Raw genomic sequence first — 17,006 nt, 5'->3', positions numbered from 1 at the left:
TATCTCCGGGGTTCCAGTTACTTGCGGACGTTGCGGCGCTTCAGGAAATAGTCGATCAATTCGCTGGAGCTATTTTCCATTTCGACGTCGAACGCTTCGACGCGACCGGTAAAGTAGTTGAACATCCAGACGGCCGGGATAGCCACGAACAGACCGATAGCGGTGGTTACCAGAGCTTCCGAAATACCACCGGCGACGGCGGCGAGACCGGTTGCCTTCGCGCCCGAAATGCCCTTAAACGCGTTCAAGATGCCGACCACGGTTCCGAACAGGCCTACGAACGGAGCGGTGGAACCAATGGTGGCCAGACCAGCAAGACCGCGCTTCAATTCAGCGTGAACAATGGCTTCTGCACGCTCGAGGGCGCGACGGGAAGCTTCGAGCTCTTCACCAGGCAGTTCGGTGGATTCGCCGTGAGCCTTGAATTCCTGCAGGCCAGCGGAAACGACCTTAGCCAAGTGGCTCTTCTTGTTGCGATCAGCAACCTTGATAGCTTCTTCGATCTTGCCGTCCTTAAGGGCGCCGGCGACTGCGGGAGCAAACGCACGCGACTGACTACGAGCGGCGGAGAAGGCAAGCGCGCGATCGATCATGATGCCGATCGACCAACCGGACATAAGGAAGAGCACGATGACGACGACCTTCGCGAGGACGCCCATCTGCTTCCACAGCGAGATCGGATCCCATCCGATACCACCCTCTGGCTCTTGGAAGAGCAGGACCGCGGCTTGGTGCATGTTGCACAGAACCAAAGTTGCAATGTTTGCGAGAACCATGAGTTGAATTTCCTCCTCAGAACACCCTCTTGGAAGAGTTCTGATTTTCTAAGTTAGTGCGCAGCCGCTGCAGGGCCTGCGCGATCCTTCCGGGCGGCGACGAGCACGAAGCGCCCGACTGAGACTGGCAGGATCTCTAAAGAGATGCGCCAGCCAGAGCTGGAATTCGACAGAGGAACCAGAGTCGGCCAAAATACCAAGCCGGGAACTGGTCGCCCCCCCCCATAGCGAGGACTAGCTTGCGCCCGCCAAGTTAAAGTTGACCGTAACCTGCGTATCCACTTCGACCGGCTCGCCATTCAGGATGTACGGCTTGTACTTCCACTGCCGCACGGCATCAATGGCGCTCTGGATCAGCATGGGGTGACCGCTGACGGCTTTCAGGTTTTGAATGCTGCCGTCCTTACCGATAACCGCCTGAAGCACAACAGCTCCAGAGATGCGGGCCTGCTTGGCCAACGGCGGATAAGTCGGCTGCACTTTGCGGATCACCATACCCGTGGTGACGCCAGAGGAAACCTTGACGCGCTGAGGCGTGGCTGCCTTGGGAACCGCAGTGGGAGCAGAGGACATGATGGACCCGAGCACGCCGCCGACAACGCCACCGGCCTGACCACCCGGTACGCCACCTACGACGCCACCTACGACACCACCACTGGACGGCGGCGGAGCGTCGTCTTCCTTGATCATCTGGATCTTCTTAGGGATGGTGGTTGGCGCCTTGAGCTGACCATTGTCAATCTCGGTCTGAACCTTAACCACCTTAACCGGCGCCGGGGTCGCCGCTGGAGGCGGAGGCGGAGGTGGAGGCGGCGGAGGAGCAACCAGATAGCCCATCAGCTGCTGCTTGGGAAGTGCTTCAGTGTAGATCAAAGGAATCAGCACGAGTACGCCCACGAGAGCGATTTGAATCAAAAATGAGAGGAGCGTCGCCCAAGGGCCACGCCGCTTCAATTTCGAATTCTTCCCGCCAGACTCCAAGAGGCTGTCTTCAAACATAAGCCTGTTCTCCGTTACTAATCGAATAGACACCGGGGACGTTCAATTTGCTCCCGGAATTGGGCACGAACTCTAAAAAAATTCCTCAAAAACCTCATCCGGTCAAAATTTCAGGGGAGAACGGCGAGGCAAAGCAAAACAGTTTCGGAAAACAGCGAGGCGGGCGACCTCTGGGGCTGCCCGCCTTACCTGAACTACGTTTGTAGACTGGCCCAGTCTTAAGCCTTTGCAGGCGCTTTGTAACGACGGCCTTCAGTGCTCGAAGAGGCCGGCGCACCGGGGACAGTCTGCTTGCCACGCCATTGCTGATATGCGACCAGCATAGGTGCGGCAATGAAGATAGACGAGTAAGTGCCAATTATGATGCCGATGACCAGGGCAAGAGAGAAGCCATGCAAAACTTCGCCGCCGAAGACGAACAGCGCAAGCACGGTCAGGAACGTCAAGCCTGAGGTCAGAACGGTTCGGCTCAGAGTCTGGTTGATGCTACGATTTACGATCTCAGTGAGCGACTCCTTACGAAGTAGCTTCACGTTCTCGCGAATACGATCGAAAACGACGATGGTGTCGTTCATCGAGTAGCCGACGAGGGTGAGAATCGCGGCGATTACCGTCAGCGAGATCTCAGTGTTGAGCAGCGAAAATGCACCAACCGTGATCAGCGTGTCATGGAAGCAGGCGACGACGGCAGCCACACCATAGATCAACTCAAAGCGGAACCAGAGGTAAACAAGCATTCCGAGCAGAGAGTAGAGGGTGGCGAGCAGAGCGCGTTGGCGGAGCTGGGCTCCGACCTGCGGTCCGACAATTTCCACGTTCCGCACGCCGAAGTTGGAGGTAAAGAAGTCCTGCTGCAGGGCCTGAACAACCGGGGCAGGAGCCACGCCACTCACATCAGAAATGGAGTTGAGCACGCCGCCGCGGGTCTTGTCACGAAAATCGACAACTGCGCGGGCGATCTGGCCGTATTGCTGCGGAGCGTCGGTGCCAAGGTGCAGAGGATCGTTCTTGAGCAAGTAATCCTGCAGCGAGCTGTAGCCGACGTTGTTGAGGTCGGTCTTGCCCGGCTGAGAACTGGTCTCAAGAGCGTTGATGATCTTTTCCTTGCCCTGATCGAGCGCCTGCTCGCTGGTTTCGCGGATGTCGAGCCGGATGAGCAGTTCGTTGTGGCCCGGGCGAGTGTCGGCCTGGATGGTCGGGTTCTTCAGGCCCGCACGGTCGAGATCAGCACGGATGGCATCAACGTTGGGCGTCTGCGTAAACTTGACGTCCACCACGGTGCCGCCGCGGAAATCGATCCCGAGCGGAATGCCGTGCCAGGCAGCCATGGAAATGACGCCGGCGACGGAGAAGACCAGAGAGAGAGCGAGAAAGTACCACTTCTTGCTCAGGAAGTCGATATTTGTATTGCGAAACAGTTCCACAGTAGAAGCCTTCTACCCGAGAAGCACGTGCTTCTCTTGAATTCTTTTGCGCCGCAGCCGCTGCCGCGGTTCCTACACCTGACTTGCTGCGGCGGGCGCTCCGAAACCGGAGCTACCCGCCGGCGAACTAGATCGAGAGCGCCTCGCCAACCTTGTGACGGTTGAGGATGCTGTCGAAGATGGTGCGCGATACGAACACGGCGGTGAACAGGTTTGCCAGCAGACCGAAGGTCAGTGTGACGGCAAAGCCCTTGACCGGACCGGTTCCGAACAGGAACAGGATGGCCGCCGAAACAATGGTGGTGACGTGCGTATCAACGATGGTCACCCAAGCATGGCCAAAGCCCTGCTCTACGGCCGAAGGCGGCGTCTTGCCAGCGCGCAGTTCTTCGCGGATACGCTCGAAGATCAGCACGTTGGAGTCAACGCCCATACCGACGGTGAGGATCAGACCGGCAATGCCCGGCAGGGTGAGCGTGGCTCCGGAGAAGCCAAGGAACCCAAGCAAGATCACCAAGTTCAGGACCAGCGCAAGGTCTGCATTGATACCGGCGAAGCGGTAGTAGATCAGCATGAAGACCATGACAGCGACCATGCCGATTAGAGCAGCGCGGATGCCTTGGCGAATCGAGTCAGCACCGAGCGAGGGACCGACGGTGCGCTCTTCGAGGTACTTGATCGAGGCAGGCAGAGCACCAGAACGCAGGACCATCGAAAGATCCTTGGTCTGCTGCTCGGTGAACGAACCGGAAATACGGCCGGTGTCGCGAATGGCTTCCTTGATATTGGCAACTTCCTGCACCTTGCCATCGAGCACGATCGCGAGGCTATCGCCTACGTGCGAGGAGGTGAAGTTGTAGAAGCGGTCGCCGCCATCGCGGGTCAGCGTGAACATGACGTCGGGGCGACCAGTGTCCTCGCGTCCAGCCTCGGCAGAACGCAGATCGCGTCCGCTGACGGCCGAAACACGGCTGATGATGTAGTAGACGTCTCCACCATCAGAACTCGCCTTGCCACCGATGTTCTTGCCCTTCATGATCACGGAGTCGGGAGGAAGAATGCCGCCGTGGGCAGCCAACGCGGCCTGCTCGCTCGGATATGCTTCGCGATCGATCGCCTGGCGGATCTCAAGCATAGCGGTGGACTGCATGACTTCCTTCACGCGGGCGGGATCGTCCACGCCGGGAAGCTGCACTAGGATCTGGTGCTCGCCAAGGCCGTGTTCCTGAATCACAGGCTCGGAAACGCCGAGCTGGTCAATTCGGTTGCGGATGGTTTCAATGGCCTGCTCGACGGCGCGCTTCTTGATGGAATCGAGAACTTGGGGCTTCAGAGCTACGGTCCAGGAATTCTCGGCACCAGAGGCGAGATCGTATTCGCCAAACTGCTCGGTGACTACGGAACGAAGATCACCCGCGGCACCGATATCGACGCCACGAACGCTGATAGCCTGGGGAGCGGCGACAGGGTCCGTCTTGATGATGTCACCGTAACCAATGTTCTTCTTCTTCAGCGCGTCCTTGAGACGTTCAACGGTCTGATCGGTTTCGGCGTTGACAGCATCATTGACCTGCACCTGAAGGATGAGGTGAGTGCCGCCGCGAAGATCGAGGCCGAGATGGATGTTTTGCTGAATGCCAGCGATAAGACCTTTGGTCTTAATGGCTTCAATGCTCTTCTGAGGATCGGTGCCGAGGAAAATTCCCCAGACGAATACGATCAGAGTAGCGAGGATGAGTACGACCTTCCAAAGCAGGTTCTTCTTCATGGAAACCGCGACCGCCTAAGATTTCTTTGCGCCATCGTCGAGGGTGACCGATGCGATGGCATTACGTGCAACTTCAATTTTCAGGTTATCCGGGGGGACGCGCAGAACAATACTGCCCGCGTCATTTCCCTCGCTCTGCCTAATTGAAAGAATGATACCGATGATTCCTCCAGTAGTAGTGACACGGTCGCCGGACTTTAAATTGGCCAGCATTTCCTGCCACTTCTTCTGCCGCTTTTGCTGCGGCATGATGAGAAGGAAGTAGAAGATGGCGAAAATCGCCACCATCATCAGAAGACCAGTCATCCCTCCACCAGACTGCTGGAACAGGACGAGGGATGCGAAATGAGCAATCATTCTCTAGGGCTCCCGCCGCTTGCCGGTGCCCGCTGGCAGAACGCGGCGCAGAATTTGAAATTACCTGAAACATCACGGCGAGGTCTGCGCACGAGAGACACACCCTGGGCACAGTGACTCACCGGTGGTGCCAAAGTTCTTCTGGTATCTGGGAGTTCAGATTAACGCGAATTCCAAGTTCCAGCACGCAGAATTTAGGGAAGACGGCCGCGAAGAGGTGAAACCTTAGCGAACGCCCACAACTTTGCCCGCCCTTAAACAGCCGAACGAGCGCTTGCAAATTCCCCTGAAATGATAGTCTCTCGGACGCGCCGCATGATGTCAAGGTAGTGCGCGAGATTATGCACGGTGTTAAGTACTTGTGCCAGCACCTCCTGAGATGAATACAGGTGGCGGAGATAAGCTCGTGAATAACGGGCACATACCTTGCATTTGCAATTGGGATCGATTGGGCCTTCGTCACGCGCAAAACGCGCGTTTTTGATATTGACCTTGCCCTCCGAGGTAAAGAGCAGCCCATGTCGCGCGGCGCGGGTGGGCAAAACGCAATCCATCATGTCCACACCAAGGCGAACGTACTCGACGATCTCCTCCGGGGTGCCGACGCCCATGACGTAGCGTGGCTTGTCGGTCGGAAGCAGCGGAATGGTGGCGTGCATCATTTCCCAAGTCTTCTCGCGAGGCTCTCCGACAGCAAGCCCTCCTATGGCGTATCCCGGGAACCCAATTTCGATTGTGCGCTCGGCGGATTCGCGGCGGAGGTCTGGGTACATACCTCCCTGCACGATTCCGAATAGAGCTTGGGACTGCTCGGTGCCGAACTCGCGCGTCTTTTCCTCGAACCAGGGCACCTCGCGCTTGTGTGCTTCGAAATACTGCTTGCTGCGAAGCGCCCAGCGGGCCGTCATCTCCATGGACTTGCGGGCGCGGTCGTAGGTCGCCGGAAACTCGGTGCACTCGTCGAAAGCCATGATGATGTTGGCGCCGAGGCCGATTTCGGTGGCGATGGAGGTTTCGGGCGAAAAGAAGTGCAGCGAGCCATCGAGATGAGAGCGGAACTGCACGCCATCTTCGGTGAGCTTGCGAAGCTCGCTGAGGCTGAAGACCTGGAAACCGCCGGAGTCGGTAAGTATGGGCTTGTTCCATGCCATGAACTTCTGCACGCCGCCGAGCTGGCGAACGGTCTCGACTCCGGGGCGCAGATAGAGGTGGTAGGTGTTGTTGAGCAGGATCTGGACGCCGAGTTCTTCGAGCAAATCCTGAGAAACACCCTTGACCGAAGCCACGGTGCCAACGGGCATGAAAACGGGGGTACGAACCTCTCCGTGCGGAGTGATGAAACGGCCAGCGCGCGCGGCGCCACAAGTGGCTTCGACCTGAAAAGAAAATGACATGGAGAGTTGATTGTAAAAGACCAGGTTTCAAGGTTCAAAAGTCGAAAGGTCTTTAAGGTCGCGCGACCAGAAACTCGGAGTTTCGCAGCAGTAAGTTTCAGAACCAGAACTTCGTCTCCATACGGGAACGGACCGGGCCGAAGGGTTGGCCCTAGGTTGCCCGAAGAGCATCTGAATACATGGTTTCGGGCTGTCGATTGTGACGTTGCGAGGAGGAACTATGAAGAAAGTTACGCGTCTGATTTCAGCGACTCTCATCGGTTTCCTGCTGCTGGCCGTGCCGAGTTGGGCCGGGCCGGTGAACGTGGTGAGTCCCGACAAGGTCGGAATGTCTCGCGAGGTAGTGTCATCCATTGATGACTTCGTGCAGGTTGGAATCAAAGCTAAGTACTACAAAGGCGCAGTGGTGCTGGTTGCGCGGCATGGGCAGATTGTTCTGTACAAGGCATACGGGGAATCGAAATCAGGCGTGCCGATGAAGACGGATGCGATCTTCCGGCAGGCGTCGATGACGAAGCCGATCACGACGGTGGCGCTCATGCAGTTCTATGACAAAGGAATGTTCAAGCTGGATGATCCGCTCTCAAAATTCATTCCCGAGTTCAAGAACATGCAGGTGGCGCAGGACGATGGCACGGGGCACATAACCCTCGTCCCAGCCAAACGCGAAATCACCATGCACGACCTGCTGAGCTATTCGGCGGGATTCACGGCCACCTTCTTCCATGGCACGAACGCAGCTACGAATGCTGTCACAGAGTGCTATGCCGAGAAGGGTGTGCGGGATCTGTTCAACGCTTCGTACACGCACACGTTGAAAGACAACGTAATGAATATGGCGAAGTGCCCTCTGGCTTTTCAACCGGGTGAGGGCTGGCAGTATGCTCACGCTTCGCAGGACATCATTGGATACCTGGTAGAAAAGTTCTCCGGGATGCCACTGGATCAGTACGTGACGAAGGCGATCTTCAAGCCGCTGAAGATGAACGAGAGCTGGTGGTATCCGCCGGAAGACGTGCAGGCGAGGATCCCAGAAGTGACGGTAAAGAACGACTCGACCGCACTGTTTGCCACGAAGAAGCTCGGGCTACTGGAAGAGGATACGCAGTACTCGTTTGGAAAGAACAAAGAGTATCTCTCGGCAGGTGCGGGGTTGCATTGCACGGCCTATGACTACTATCGGTTTGGCCAAATGATGCTGAACAAAGGTGAGCTGGACGGCGTTCGCGTACTGAGCCAGAAGACAGTGGACTTGATGACTCATCCCTCGCCGGACAAGTTCAAGACCTCGAGCTTAACCGAGAATATGTGGGGCTACGGAGTGGACGTGCAGGTGACGGATACGCATGGCGGCCCGGGCTTCTGGCTGGGAGGCAAGGGCAGCTACGGCTGGCGCGGCATCTGGAGCACGCTCTGGAATAACAGTCCTACAAACGACACGGTGACGATCATGGAAACCCAGGTAGGGGACGATGGCGCGTTTCCGTATCTGTATCTGATCGACACGTTCAGTTCGGATGCTGTGGTGAAGTAAGCTGAACCAGCTTTGAATTGGCAGGAGCGGACTCGGTTCGCTCCTGTTGGTGTTTTGTGCCTTGCTGAATTCCGCCCAAGCAAACTGCAACCCTGAATGGGGCCCCTGAACTTCCCCATTCTGAGTGTAGGATTTCAATATGCATACGTTGAAAGCCGTCATTTTCGATTATGGAAAAGTGCTGTCGCTGCCTCCCACCTTGGAAAATTGGCAGCGGATGAGTGCGCTGTTTGGCAAGGAACTGCAAGAGTTCCAGAAGACCTATTGGGGACATCGCGAAGAACTCGACCTGGGAACGCTGGACAACGCAAGCTACTGGAAAGTGCTCGGACGGGACTGCGGGATTTCGATCAACGACGAAGATGCAAAGAAGCTGATGGATGTGGACAACGCGCAATGGACAAACGTATCTCCTGAGATGATCCGGTTTGCGCGGGATTTGAAAGCAGCCGGCTACAAGATCGGCATCCTGAGCAACATGGAGTTCAAGATGCTGGAAGCCATGCGCCGAAAGTTCGACTGGCTGGACGAATTCGATGTCCAGATCTATTCATGCGAACTGGGGATTATGAAGCCAATGCCCGAGATTTACCGCATTGCCTGTGAGCGTCTTGGATGCAGGCCTGAAGAAGCATTGTTCCTGGACGACAAGAAGGTGAACACCGACGCGGCAAAGAAAGCTGGATTGCAGAGCTACATTTTCCACTCGGCTCCCGATCCGGTGATGCTGACGGGAAAGCCGGAAATTTCAGTGGGTGAGCTGAGAGCTCTGCTACTGGGCGAAACAGAGCCGGTCGCGGCAGAACAGCGATAGTCCCCGTACTTCAGCAACGTTGCAAGTGCAATGAAAAACCCACATCTGTTGTTGAGGTAGCAGATGTGGGTGCACGAAAAGGGATTGTGCAGAAGTGTGTGCGTCGAGTGTTGAAGAATTATGGCTTCGGGATGTCGTGTTTCTTGAGGAAGTCGTCAGCGCGGACGATGGTACGGGTGATTGTTCCCCTGCCGATCTCTCGCTTGCCTTCGTAGGCGGAAACACGAATTTTGTAAAAACGCCCCTCGATTGCCTCGACTTCGGCGGAAGCGCGCACGACAGTGTTGATTCCGGCTGGAGCGCGATGCTCGACGCATACAGCAGTGCCGACCGAGATCTCCCCCGGTTCGCAGTAAGGCTGTAATGCGTGTGTGCCGGCCGTCTCCATAAGTCGAATCATATCGGGCGTTGAATAGAGGGGCGGAAGCAAATGACTGTACGCGGTCAGGGTGTGCTCGTACTGCACTCGCTCCTCTGCCGTACCTTTCGCGCCAATTGGGACCGTTTTCACCATAGGGCGGACACTCTACCTAAGTGCGGGCCGGACGGCAAGCGAAAGTATTCAGCACCTCTGATTTATTCCGGATACAAGAATTTTCGGGACAGGCGACCACTAGCAGCCGCCTTCCCACTTGCTTGAGCTATGCGGCCAGCGCAAATCCCGCTTGCAGGCGATGAGCATTACTCGAATCGAGAGCCTGCCAGAGCCAGAACGCCCCTCGTTCTGCTGCGTCAAGAGCTGGTATCACCAGGTTGCAATTGCGCGAAATTACCCTGACCAATTCCTCGCGCCAGATCTCAGAGTGGCGAACGTCAGCATACGTATGGAGTGCGAAGTATCCACAGGTACGGGCGTCAGCTCCGTAGTGACGCAATAAGCCCCGAGCGCGCTCCCCGCTGATGCGGGGGACCTGCGACTCATAAGCATAGAAGGTAGCGAGCACTTCGGCGGGAGAATCCTTGCAGGCGCTTCGATAGAAACGCTCGATCAGGTGGCGAACCGGCGGGCTCGGCTCGCTGCCTCGCACCCTGTCGGGAGAAAGCCCAATCCCCTCGGCGAAGTCTAACCACATATCGCTGTGAGCGCGTCCTTCAATCTCCTCTTCGGCGAGGTTGCGAAGCACGGCTCGGCGAAGCGGTCCGTCAGCGAGACGCGAGTGGAGCGCGCTGAGAAATGTTGGGAATGCTGCTACGTGATGAAAATATTCGGCGGCGTAGGCCCGTAAGTGATCGAAAGAAAGAGTGCCATTGGTCCACGCCTGATAAAAGGGATGCTTCAGAAGATCGTGGCGCGCAATCCGCGCGTCGAGAGTGCGCTGAAAGAGCTTAACGTTCATGAGTCCTCCGAACGAAACATAGGTGCTTCCCCTGAGTGGTATCAAAGGAGACTACGCGGTGATCTACTCGCATTCAAGTTTTGGATGCATGTTGGCCCTCAATACAGGGCAAAAAAGCAGAGCAGCAGGATAGAGATGCAAATGACAAAACGACTGGGAGCTGCGATCGTGCTGGCGTTGCTGTTGTTGGGCACGACCATAGGGCACGCGCAAACGCATAAGCGCAAGAAAACGACCCACCACGCGGCAAAGGGCAAGCATAAAACTTCCCCAAAGGAAGAGAGCGGGGACAAGAAAGACCCGGAGAGCGCAATCCGCGCCGTGCTTGATGCACAACTGGCAGCGTGGAATCAAGGTGACCTGAAGGGCTACATGCAGGGTTACTGGGATTCGCCGCAGTTGACCTTTTTCGCCGTTGGCAAGAGGACCGCAGGCTGGAATGCGGCGTACGAGCGCTATCGCGAAGCCTATGCTGGCAAGGACAAAGACATGGGCAAGCTGAGTTTCAACGATGTTAAGGTGCAGACGCTCGGAAGCGATGCGGCCTTTGTGCGTGGCGGCTGGCAATTGACAATGAAAGACGGCAAGACACACAGCGGCTTGTTCACTCTCATTTTCAAGAAATTCGACGATGGATGGCGCATCATTCACGACCATTCGTCGTAAGAGAGAACTCAAGCAGGGATTCAAGTCGAGGTTTTTTGGATTTGCGGGAGCAAAAAACTCTCAGCAGAGACATGGAATTCGCTAGAATCGCACGAACGCAATTTTCATCTCCGGGAGAAAGTTATGAGCACCTCTGCAGTCTCAGTGGAGCCAGTACCCGCGCTTGGCGAAGGCCAGCGCCTGCTGTACACCTTCACAGCGCCTTCGAAAACGATGGCCGACCTGCGCAACAATGCGAGCTGGTGGGTGCCATGGCTGCTGATCTCGGTGTTTTCGATGGCGTTTGTCTTCGCTATCGACAAAAAGATCGGCTGGGGACAGATCATTGAAACGCAGATCCAGGCAAACTCAAAGGCCGCCGAGCGACTGGAGAAGATTCCTGCGGATCAGCGCGAAAAGATCATGAAACAGCAGGAAGTGGGCGCGAAGTATGTGGGCTATGCCGCGCCTGTTACCAATCTGCTGATGCTGGTGGTGACGGCAGGCGTGTTGCTCGGATTGTTCAACTTTGGATTTGGTGCAAAACTTAATTTCAAACAGAGCATGGCCGTGACCGCGTATAGCATGCTGCCGGCGATCCTAAGTACGGTGCTTGCGACCATCGTAGTATGCGTGGTGGATCCAGAGGCATTCGATGTGAAGTTCCCGACAGCGACCAGCATTGGCTACTTCATCCCGAACACCATGCCGTTCTGGAAGGGACTGCTCGGAGCCTTCGATGTGTTCAGTCTGTGGACGATTCTGTTGATGGCAATTGGAATTTCGCAGCTGAGCAAGGTCAAGAAGGGGACGGCGTTCGCGACGATCTTTGGCCTGTTCCTGTTTGTGAAGCTGTTGGGCGCAGCAGTGAGCGCGATGTAATCAACGCAAGGAACTTGAGTAAGTGGGCTCCCGTGATGGGAGCCCTTTCTATTTGGTGGCTGGTTCGGCGACTTCGCGCGTGGCTCGGGCGAGTGCCGCACGCGCAAGCAGGCGCGTGGAATCAAGCACCGGAAGAGGCGACGTTTCGTTGCCGATAAGCAAAGGAAGTTCCGTGCATCCGAGCACAACGGCATCGCAGCCCTCGGCCTTCATGCGGCTCACGATCGTGCTAAGGACGCCGAGAGAATCGGAGCGGAAAATGCCGTTCACGAGTTCGCTGAAGATGATGTGGTCGATGCGTCCGCGATCGAGCGGTGAGGGAACTCGGTATTCGATACTGCGGCGCGAAAGCACCTCGGGATACACTGGGCCCTCCATGGTGTACTTGGTTCCGGTGATAGCAAGGCGCTGGAATCCGTGTTCCTGGGCAGCATTGGCGACCTCTTCAGCAATGTGCAGCCAAGGGAGTGGCGAGGCCGATGCGACTCGCTCAAAACAGCGGTGGATCGTGTTGTCAGGCGAGAGCAGGAAATCGGCTCCGCACTGCTGGAGCTTGCGCGCGGATGAAAGCATGAGTTTGGCGACGGCGTCCCAGTCGTCGCGTTCGATGGCCTGCATGTATTCACCAAGACAGTGAGTATGCATCGAGATTTCGGGATGCATGTGGCGCCCGAGGATGGCGGGCGCTTCGGCGCAAATGGTGCGATAACAGAGCGCAGCACCCTCGGCAGAGCAGGCAACAATTCCAATGTGTAATGGTTGAGGCATCGTAAGTTCGTGTCCAGCCTATAAGAGCTTCAGCAACTCGCGCTTGCGCTCCTCGGGCAGCCATGAGGCGCGGAAGGAATTGGCAGCAAGCTGGCGAAGCTCTTCGTTCGTAAATCCAAAAGCATCTTGCGCCAACTGATACTCGTGCACAAGTGTCGTTTGAAACATCTCCGGGTCGTCGGTATTCAGAGTGACAAGAGCTCCGGCGTCGAAGTAGCGGCGCAACGGATGCGACGAAAGATCGGCGCAACAACTCGTACGCAGGTTCGAAGTAACGCAGAGCTCAAGCGGAACCTGATCGCGCACGAGACGATCGACAAGTTTGGGGTCCTGATACGCGTTGAGGGCGTGGCCCAGACGTTCGGCCTTGAGCACGTCGAGCGCGCCGGAGATCGACACGGGACCAGTGGTTTCTCCGGCGTGAACGCTGAGGCGAAGTCCATGGCGGGCGGCGCGAGCGTAAACCTGCTCAAAGAGCTCAGGACCGGCGTTGCGCTCGTCGCCTCCGATACCGATTCCGATGACATTCCGCGATTGGTGCCGGATGGCACTGGCGAGAACCTTTTCACCTTCCTCGGGACCAAAGTCGCGAACAGCGTCGAAGATCCAGTAGAGCGTAGTGCCGAAATCTTTTTCGGCGCGTTGACGGCCTCGCTCCATGCCTTCAAAAAGTGGATCGAATTCCTGCCCTCGCCAGAAGACGACGCCGACACTGACGAACACCTCCGCATGAAGACATCCCTGGGCGGCAAGCTTTTCTACAAGTCGGTAGGTGATGAGTTCGTAGTCTTCAGGATCGCGCAAGCGCTCGGTGACCGACTTGAAAGCGACGAGGAAGCCGGTGAAGTCCTTGTAGTTGTAAAGCGCGGCACACTCTGCTGGCGTGAGCGTGCGATGCGAGTTAGGCAGCGCCTTATATCGATTACTAACCCATGGAAAAGGCGTGTGATGCTTCTCGCTAAGCTGGCTGAGTGTAAGAGGGGCGACCGAGCCTTCAAGATGGAGGTGAAGTTCGGCCTTGGGCAGGCGAGTAATGAAGTCGGTGTTCACTGGATCATTCTATTGAATTTCCCCTTGCGTCGTGTTGAGAATGGAATTGAACTGACGATTGGATAGACATGAGAATCATTGCAATAAGACATGGTGAGACAGCACTGAACCTTGAAAACAGGCTTACAGGATGGCTGGATGACGATCTGGATGACACCGGAAGAGAACAGGCTAAGGCCGTAGCCGAGAGCTTGAACGAGGATTTCGACCTGATCGTGAGTTCGCCCTTACTGCGAACCACAAACACCGCGAAGTTCATAGCGGCGAAGCACGGCAGTAAACTCGTTTTCGATCCTGACCTGCGCGAGAGAAACTTCGGTTCGCTTGCTGGAAAGACATGGGCCGAAGTCGAAGCCGCTACGGGTAAGGACCTCCGACGCGTGGACGTGCAGGAAATGGCCTATGACTACCGTCCGTATGGCGGCGAATCGGTCGTCGACGTCACTGCGAGGATGAAGAGGTTCCTGCAGAGCGCGTCGAAACTCGATGGCGGTCGCGACCTGGCGGTGGTGACGCATGGTGGAGTTATCAAGATGCTGTACACACTGCTCGAATCAGAGGCTAGGAAGCCAATCACAAACTGCTCAGTGCATGTATTTCAAATGTGATGCCAGAGCAGGTGCTCAGAATTCGAGTTTGGAAGCGAGAGGGGGGCTGTGGCGATTCAAGGGAGTAAGTCTGGTGATTTGGAGTCGGCTGACGTTTCACTCTTCATCTCACGTGCGATCGAGCTTGCGGTTGAGAACGTGAAGGCGGGAGGCGGACCGTTTGGCGCCGTAGTGGTACGCGACGGAAAGATCATTGCCGAGGGCGCGAATCGCGTTACAAGGGATTTGGATCCGACGGCACATGCCGAAGTGATCGCGCTACGGGAGGCGTGTAAACAGCAACGGCAGTTTCACCTTCCAGATTGCGTGCTCTACACCAGTTGCGAGCCTTGTCCCATGTGCCTTGCCGCCTCGTACTGGGCGCATATTCCTCGGGTGTACTACGCGGCAGACGCGGATGGTGCCGCCGCAGCGGGTTTCAGTGACGCATTTATGTACGAACAGTTCAGGGTTCCGCGCGAGGAACGCGAAATTGAGTTGATACACTTCGATCATGCCGATGCGGAGAGAGCTTTCCAGGAATGGAGTAAGAGTTCGGCGCGCATAGATTATTGAGACCAGGATTGCGCAGCCATCGAGTAAGCTGCGCAATTCTTTGTGGCAGGAAAGTGTTACCGCCGCCTAGGCCAATGAAGGCGTGTTTTCAGCGGATCTCGCCTGCTTACAATCAGAGACACTCTTTCAGTTGACCCCACCTCGATTCCGATCAGCAACCAAAGCACTCCTCCAGTGCAAGTCATGGGACAACCCGACCTGTTTGACCTAGATCAATAAGGACGGCTCAGAAGCTCATCGGGGAACTCACCAGCAAGCCGACTCATCTGTCGTGCTTATCGAGGAGGATTTCATGGCGACATTGAAGGAAACACGTCCTTCCACTGCCCGGTCACTTTTTCGAATTGCGGCCGCAAGCATAGTGGTATGCGCAGGTGTAACGGCATCGCTCGCCGCACCAACGGCAGGCGCAAACGTTCGTGTGACGGTCGACCAAAACAGCACGTATGTAAGCGCCGATCAGTTAGCAGGAGGGTCATACACAGATGCGGTGCTGAAACGTTGCGGAGTTGATCGGAGGCCGCAGAATGAGCCAACACTGGCCATCGATCCGCGAAACGCAAACGTCTGGGCGAGCGGCGCAAACGATTACTGTACGGTTCCGGTCTCAGGCGATGCGTGGGTTGGTTTCTATCGAAGCGCCGACACAGGCAAGACCTGGACTGACAGCCTGGTGCCGGGCTACAACGGCGACACATCGCCTGAGGCCGCGAGTTCTCCTCTGCACAGCCTTGTGCTGCGGGGATCTACAGCCGCCGGCGACCCGGTGATGAGCTGGGACGGTCAAGGCAATCTGTTTGTGATGGGCAACAACTTCAGTCGGGGAACCGAGAACGGCGTCTCAGGTACAACGCGCAACAACATTGGCTCCATCTGGGTAGCCACCTACGCACCGGTCGATCCGGCGAATACGTCAACGGACGGCGCAAAGTATGTGCGCACGGTGCTCATTGCGACGAACACGTTTGGTCTTGGCTCGTTCAATGATAAGACGAGCATGGCGGTTGATCCCGCGACAGGGTACATCTACACCGCGTGGTCCGATTTCCACGGCTTTGGTTGTAACCAGATTCTCTTCAGCCGCTCGACCGATCATGGTGCAACATTCAGTGCTCCACAAAAGATCTCTACTGGAATCTGCAACAACCAGGGGCCTTCAATCGCAATAGGTATGTCGGGAACGGTGTACATCGGATGGCAAGCGACCACAGGCGGATCTTTCGCCCTTGCACCTAAGTCCGTAAGCGGTGCAGCCTTCACGGTTTCCGGCGACTATGGGCAAACGTTCAGCAAACCGACCATTGCGGTCGTCTATACACCATTCGTTTCAGAGCAGTTCTCTGGCAACGGTGCGCGTGAATGTGGCGATGCGCCGTTCAACTGCCCAACTGGATATACCTTCCCAAGATTCGACTTGGCTCCGCCTTACCTTGCCGCCGACAACGCGCATGGAACGGTAGTGATGGCGTTCCAGGCAGCACAGTCTTCGGGTCAGGGGCAGATTGAATACGTTTACTCCACCGATCGCGGGAGCACATGGAGCAGCCCGGCGCTGCTCGCGCAAAGCGGCACTGGACACCAGTTCTTCCCATTCCTGGCTGCGTCGGCCGGACGAGTGAACGCCATCTGGTATGACTCGCGGGGCGACTCGACCTATGCTCCAACCAGGCCACCATGCAATAGCGCTACGGGGCAAACCAGCGCCTGCGTGAACGTGCGCTATACGGAATCGCTGGATGGAGGGAAGACCTGGGCAACGAGCATCCAGGTGACGGATACTCCTACAAACCCCAATTACGAGCAATTCAGCGGGAGGACGGTGCCCTTCTTCGGCGACTACATCACTGTCGCCGCACAGGGCAATACGGTTGGTGCAACATGGACCGATCAAAGGGATACGGTGCCTGCACCTGACGCGTCGGCAGACAATGATGGCGCGGATGTGGCTGGCGATCCGGAGACGGGAGGAGCCTGCACGTCAACCCTAACGGCCTGCTTCGATGCGACAGGCGGACTAGACCAGAACATCTACGCCTCGACCATTACGCCGTAAGAACTGAGTAGGCTGGAACCGGACCTCTACGCACGACGCGTG

At 56.6% G+C, this 17,006-nt stretch carries 17 protein-coding genes; 7 read left to right on the top strand and 10 right to left on the bottom strand.

Annotated elements, in window-relative coordinates; genetic code table 11:
* Window positions 1-17 precede the first annotated feature (17 nt).
* From AC6IZD_RS19530 to tgt, 6 genes are all read right to left on the bottom strand, one after another.
* Window positions 18-776, bottom strand: a complete 759-nt coding sequence (locus tag AC6IZD_RS19530; RefSeq protein ID WP_497785376.1) for a MotA/TolQ/ExbB proton channel family protein — start codon at window positions 774-776, stop codon at window positions 18-20.
* Between the two features lie 234 nt (window positions 777-1,010).
* Entirely contained in the window at window positions 1,011-1,775 is a 765-nt protein-coding gene (locus tag AC6IZD_RS19525) for an energy transducer TonB (protein WP_497785375.1), read from the bottom strand.
* A gap of 218 nt (window positions 1,776-1,993) precedes the next feature.
* A complete protein-coding gene (gene secF, locus AC6IZD_RS19520; protein WP_497785374.1) occupies window positions 1,994-3,199 on the bottom strand; it encodes a protein translocase subunit SecF in 1,206 nt (401 codons plus the stop codon).
* A 127-nt stretch (window positions 3,200-3,326) separates the two neighbouring features.
* On the bottom strand, window positions 3,327-4,967 hold the full coding sequence (gene secD, locus AC6IZD_RS19515; RefSeq protein WP_497785372.1) for a protein translocase subunit SecD: 1,641 nt from the start codon (window positions 4,965-4,967) through the stop codon (window positions 3,327-3,329).
* A 15-nt stretch (window positions 4,968-4,982) separates the two neighbouring features.
* Window positions 4,983-5,324: a preprotein translocase subunit YajC gene (gene yajC, locus AC6IZD_RS19510; RefSeq protein WP_497785370.1), complete on the bottom strand. Its 342-nt coding sequence runs from the start codon at window positions 5,322-5,324 to the stop codon at window positions 4,983-4,985.
* Window positions 5,325-5,578: 254 nt separating this feature from the next.
* On the bottom strand, window positions 5,579-6,718 hold the full coding sequence (gene tgt / locus AC6IZD_RS19505; RefSeq protein ID WP_497785368.1) for a tRNA guanosine(34) transglycosylase Tgt: 1,140 nt from the start codon (window positions 6,716-6,718) through the stop codon (window positions 5,579-5,581).
* 220 nt (window positions 6,719-6,938) lie between these two features.
* Here tgt and AC6IZD_RS19500 point away from each other — a divergent pair, with 220 nt between their 5' ends.
* Both AC6IZD_RS19500 and AC6IZD_RS19495 read left to right on the top strand, forming a co-directional pair.
* Complete coding sequence (locus tag AC6IZD_RS19500; protein WP_497785367.1) at window positions 6,939-8,252, top strand: serine hydrolase domain-containing protein; 1,314 nt, start codon at window positions 6,939-6,941, stop codon at window positions 8,250-8,252.
* 139 nt (window positions 8,253-8,391) lie between these two features.
* Window positions 8,392-9,066, top strand: a complete 675-nt coding sequence (locus tag AC6IZD_RS19495; RefSeq protein WP_497785366.1) for an HAD family hydrolase — start codon at window positions 8,392-8,394, stop codon at window positions 9,064-9,066.
* A 118-nt stretch (window positions 9,067-9,184) separates the two neighbouring features.
* Here the strand turns inward: AC6IZD_RS19495 and AC6IZD_RS19490 are convergent, their stop codons facing one another.
* Together AC6IZD_RS19490 and AC6IZD_RS19485 are read right to left on the bottom strand one after the other, a co-directional pair.
* Window positions 9,185-9,580: a thioesterase family protein gene (locus AC6IZD_RS19490; RefSeq protein ID WP_497785365.1), complete on the bottom strand. Its 396-nt coding sequence runs from the start codon at window positions 9,578-9,580 to the stop codon at window positions 9,185-9,187.
* 127 nt (window positions 9,581-9,707) lie between these two features.
* Window positions 9,708-10,403 (bottom strand): iron-containing redox enzyme family protein, encoded by a 696-nt coding sequence (locus AC6IZD_RS19485; RefSeq protein WP_497785364.1) that lies wholly within the window; start codon window positions 10,401-10,403, stop codon window positions 9,708-9,710.
* 141 nt (window positions 10,404-10,544) lie between these two features.
* On the opposite strand from AC6IZD_RS19485, the gene AC6IZD_RS19480 reads away from it, so the two are divergent.
* Both AC6IZD_RS19480 and AC6IZD_RS19475 read left to right on the top strand, forming a co-directional pair.
* Window positions 10,545-11,069, top strand: coding sequence for a YybH family protein (locus AC6IZD_RS19480; protein WP_497785363.1), 525 nt, complete (start codon window positions 10,545-10,547; stop codon window positions 11,067-11,069).
* A 123-nt stretch (window positions 11,070-11,192) separates the two neighbouring features.
* The gene (locus AC6IZD_RS19475; RefSeq protein WP_497785362.1) at window positions 11,193-11,930 is read left to right on the top strand and encodes a YIP1 family protein; all 738 of its coding nucleotides are present in this window, start codon (window positions 11,193-11,195) and stop codon (window positions 11,928-11,930) included.
* A gap of 48 nt (window positions 11,931-11,978) precedes the next feature.
* Here AC6IZD_RS19475 and AC6IZD_RS19470 read toward each other — a convergent pair whose 3' ends face one another.
* On the bottom strand, window positions 11,979-12,698 hold the full coding sequence (locus tag AC6IZD_RS19470; RefSeq protein ID WP_497785360.1) for an aspartate/glutamate racemase family protein: 720 nt from the start codon (window positions 12,696-12,698) through the stop codon (window positions 11,979-11,981).
* An 18-nt stretch (window positions 12,699-12,716) separates the two neighbouring features.
* Window positions 12,717-13,748, bottom strand: coding sequence for an adenosine deaminase (add, locus tag AC6IZD_RS19465; RefSeq protein ID WP_497785359.1), 1,032 nt, complete (start codon window positions 13,746-13,748; stop codon window positions 12,717-12,719).
* 68 nt (window positions 13,749-13,816) lie between these two features.
* Between add and AC6IZD_RS19460 the strand changes: the two genes are divergently transcribed.
* The 3 genes from AC6IZD_RS19460 (at window position 13,817) to AC6IZD_RS19450 (ending at window position 16,964) form a co-directional block, all read left to right on the top strand.
* The gene (locus AC6IZD_RS19460) at window positions 13,817-14,356 is read left to right on the top strand and encodes a histidine phosphatase family protein (RefSeq protein ID WP_497785358.1); all 540 of its coding nucleotides are present in this window, start codon (window positions 13,817-13,819) and stop codon (window positions 14,354-14,356) included.
* 48 nt (window positions 14,357-14,404) lie between these two features.
* Window positions 14,405-14,911, top strand: a complete 507-nt coding sequence (locus AC6IZD_RS19455; protein ID WP_497785357.1) for a nucleoside deaminase — start codon at window positions 14,405-14,407, stop codon at window positions 14,909-14,911.
* 292 nt (window positions 14,912-15,203) lie between these two features.
* A complete protein-coding gene (locus tag AC6IZD_RS19450) occupies window positions 15,204-16,964 on the top strand; it encodes a sialidase family protein (protein ID WP_497785356.1) in 1,761 nt (586 codons plus the stop codon).
* Window positions 16,965-17,006 lie beyond the last annotated feature (42 nt).

This window comes from Koromonas humicola (assembly GCF_059726255.1).
Note: the sequence above shows the minus strand (reverse complement) of the source record. Positions and strands in the feature narration are given on the sequence as shown.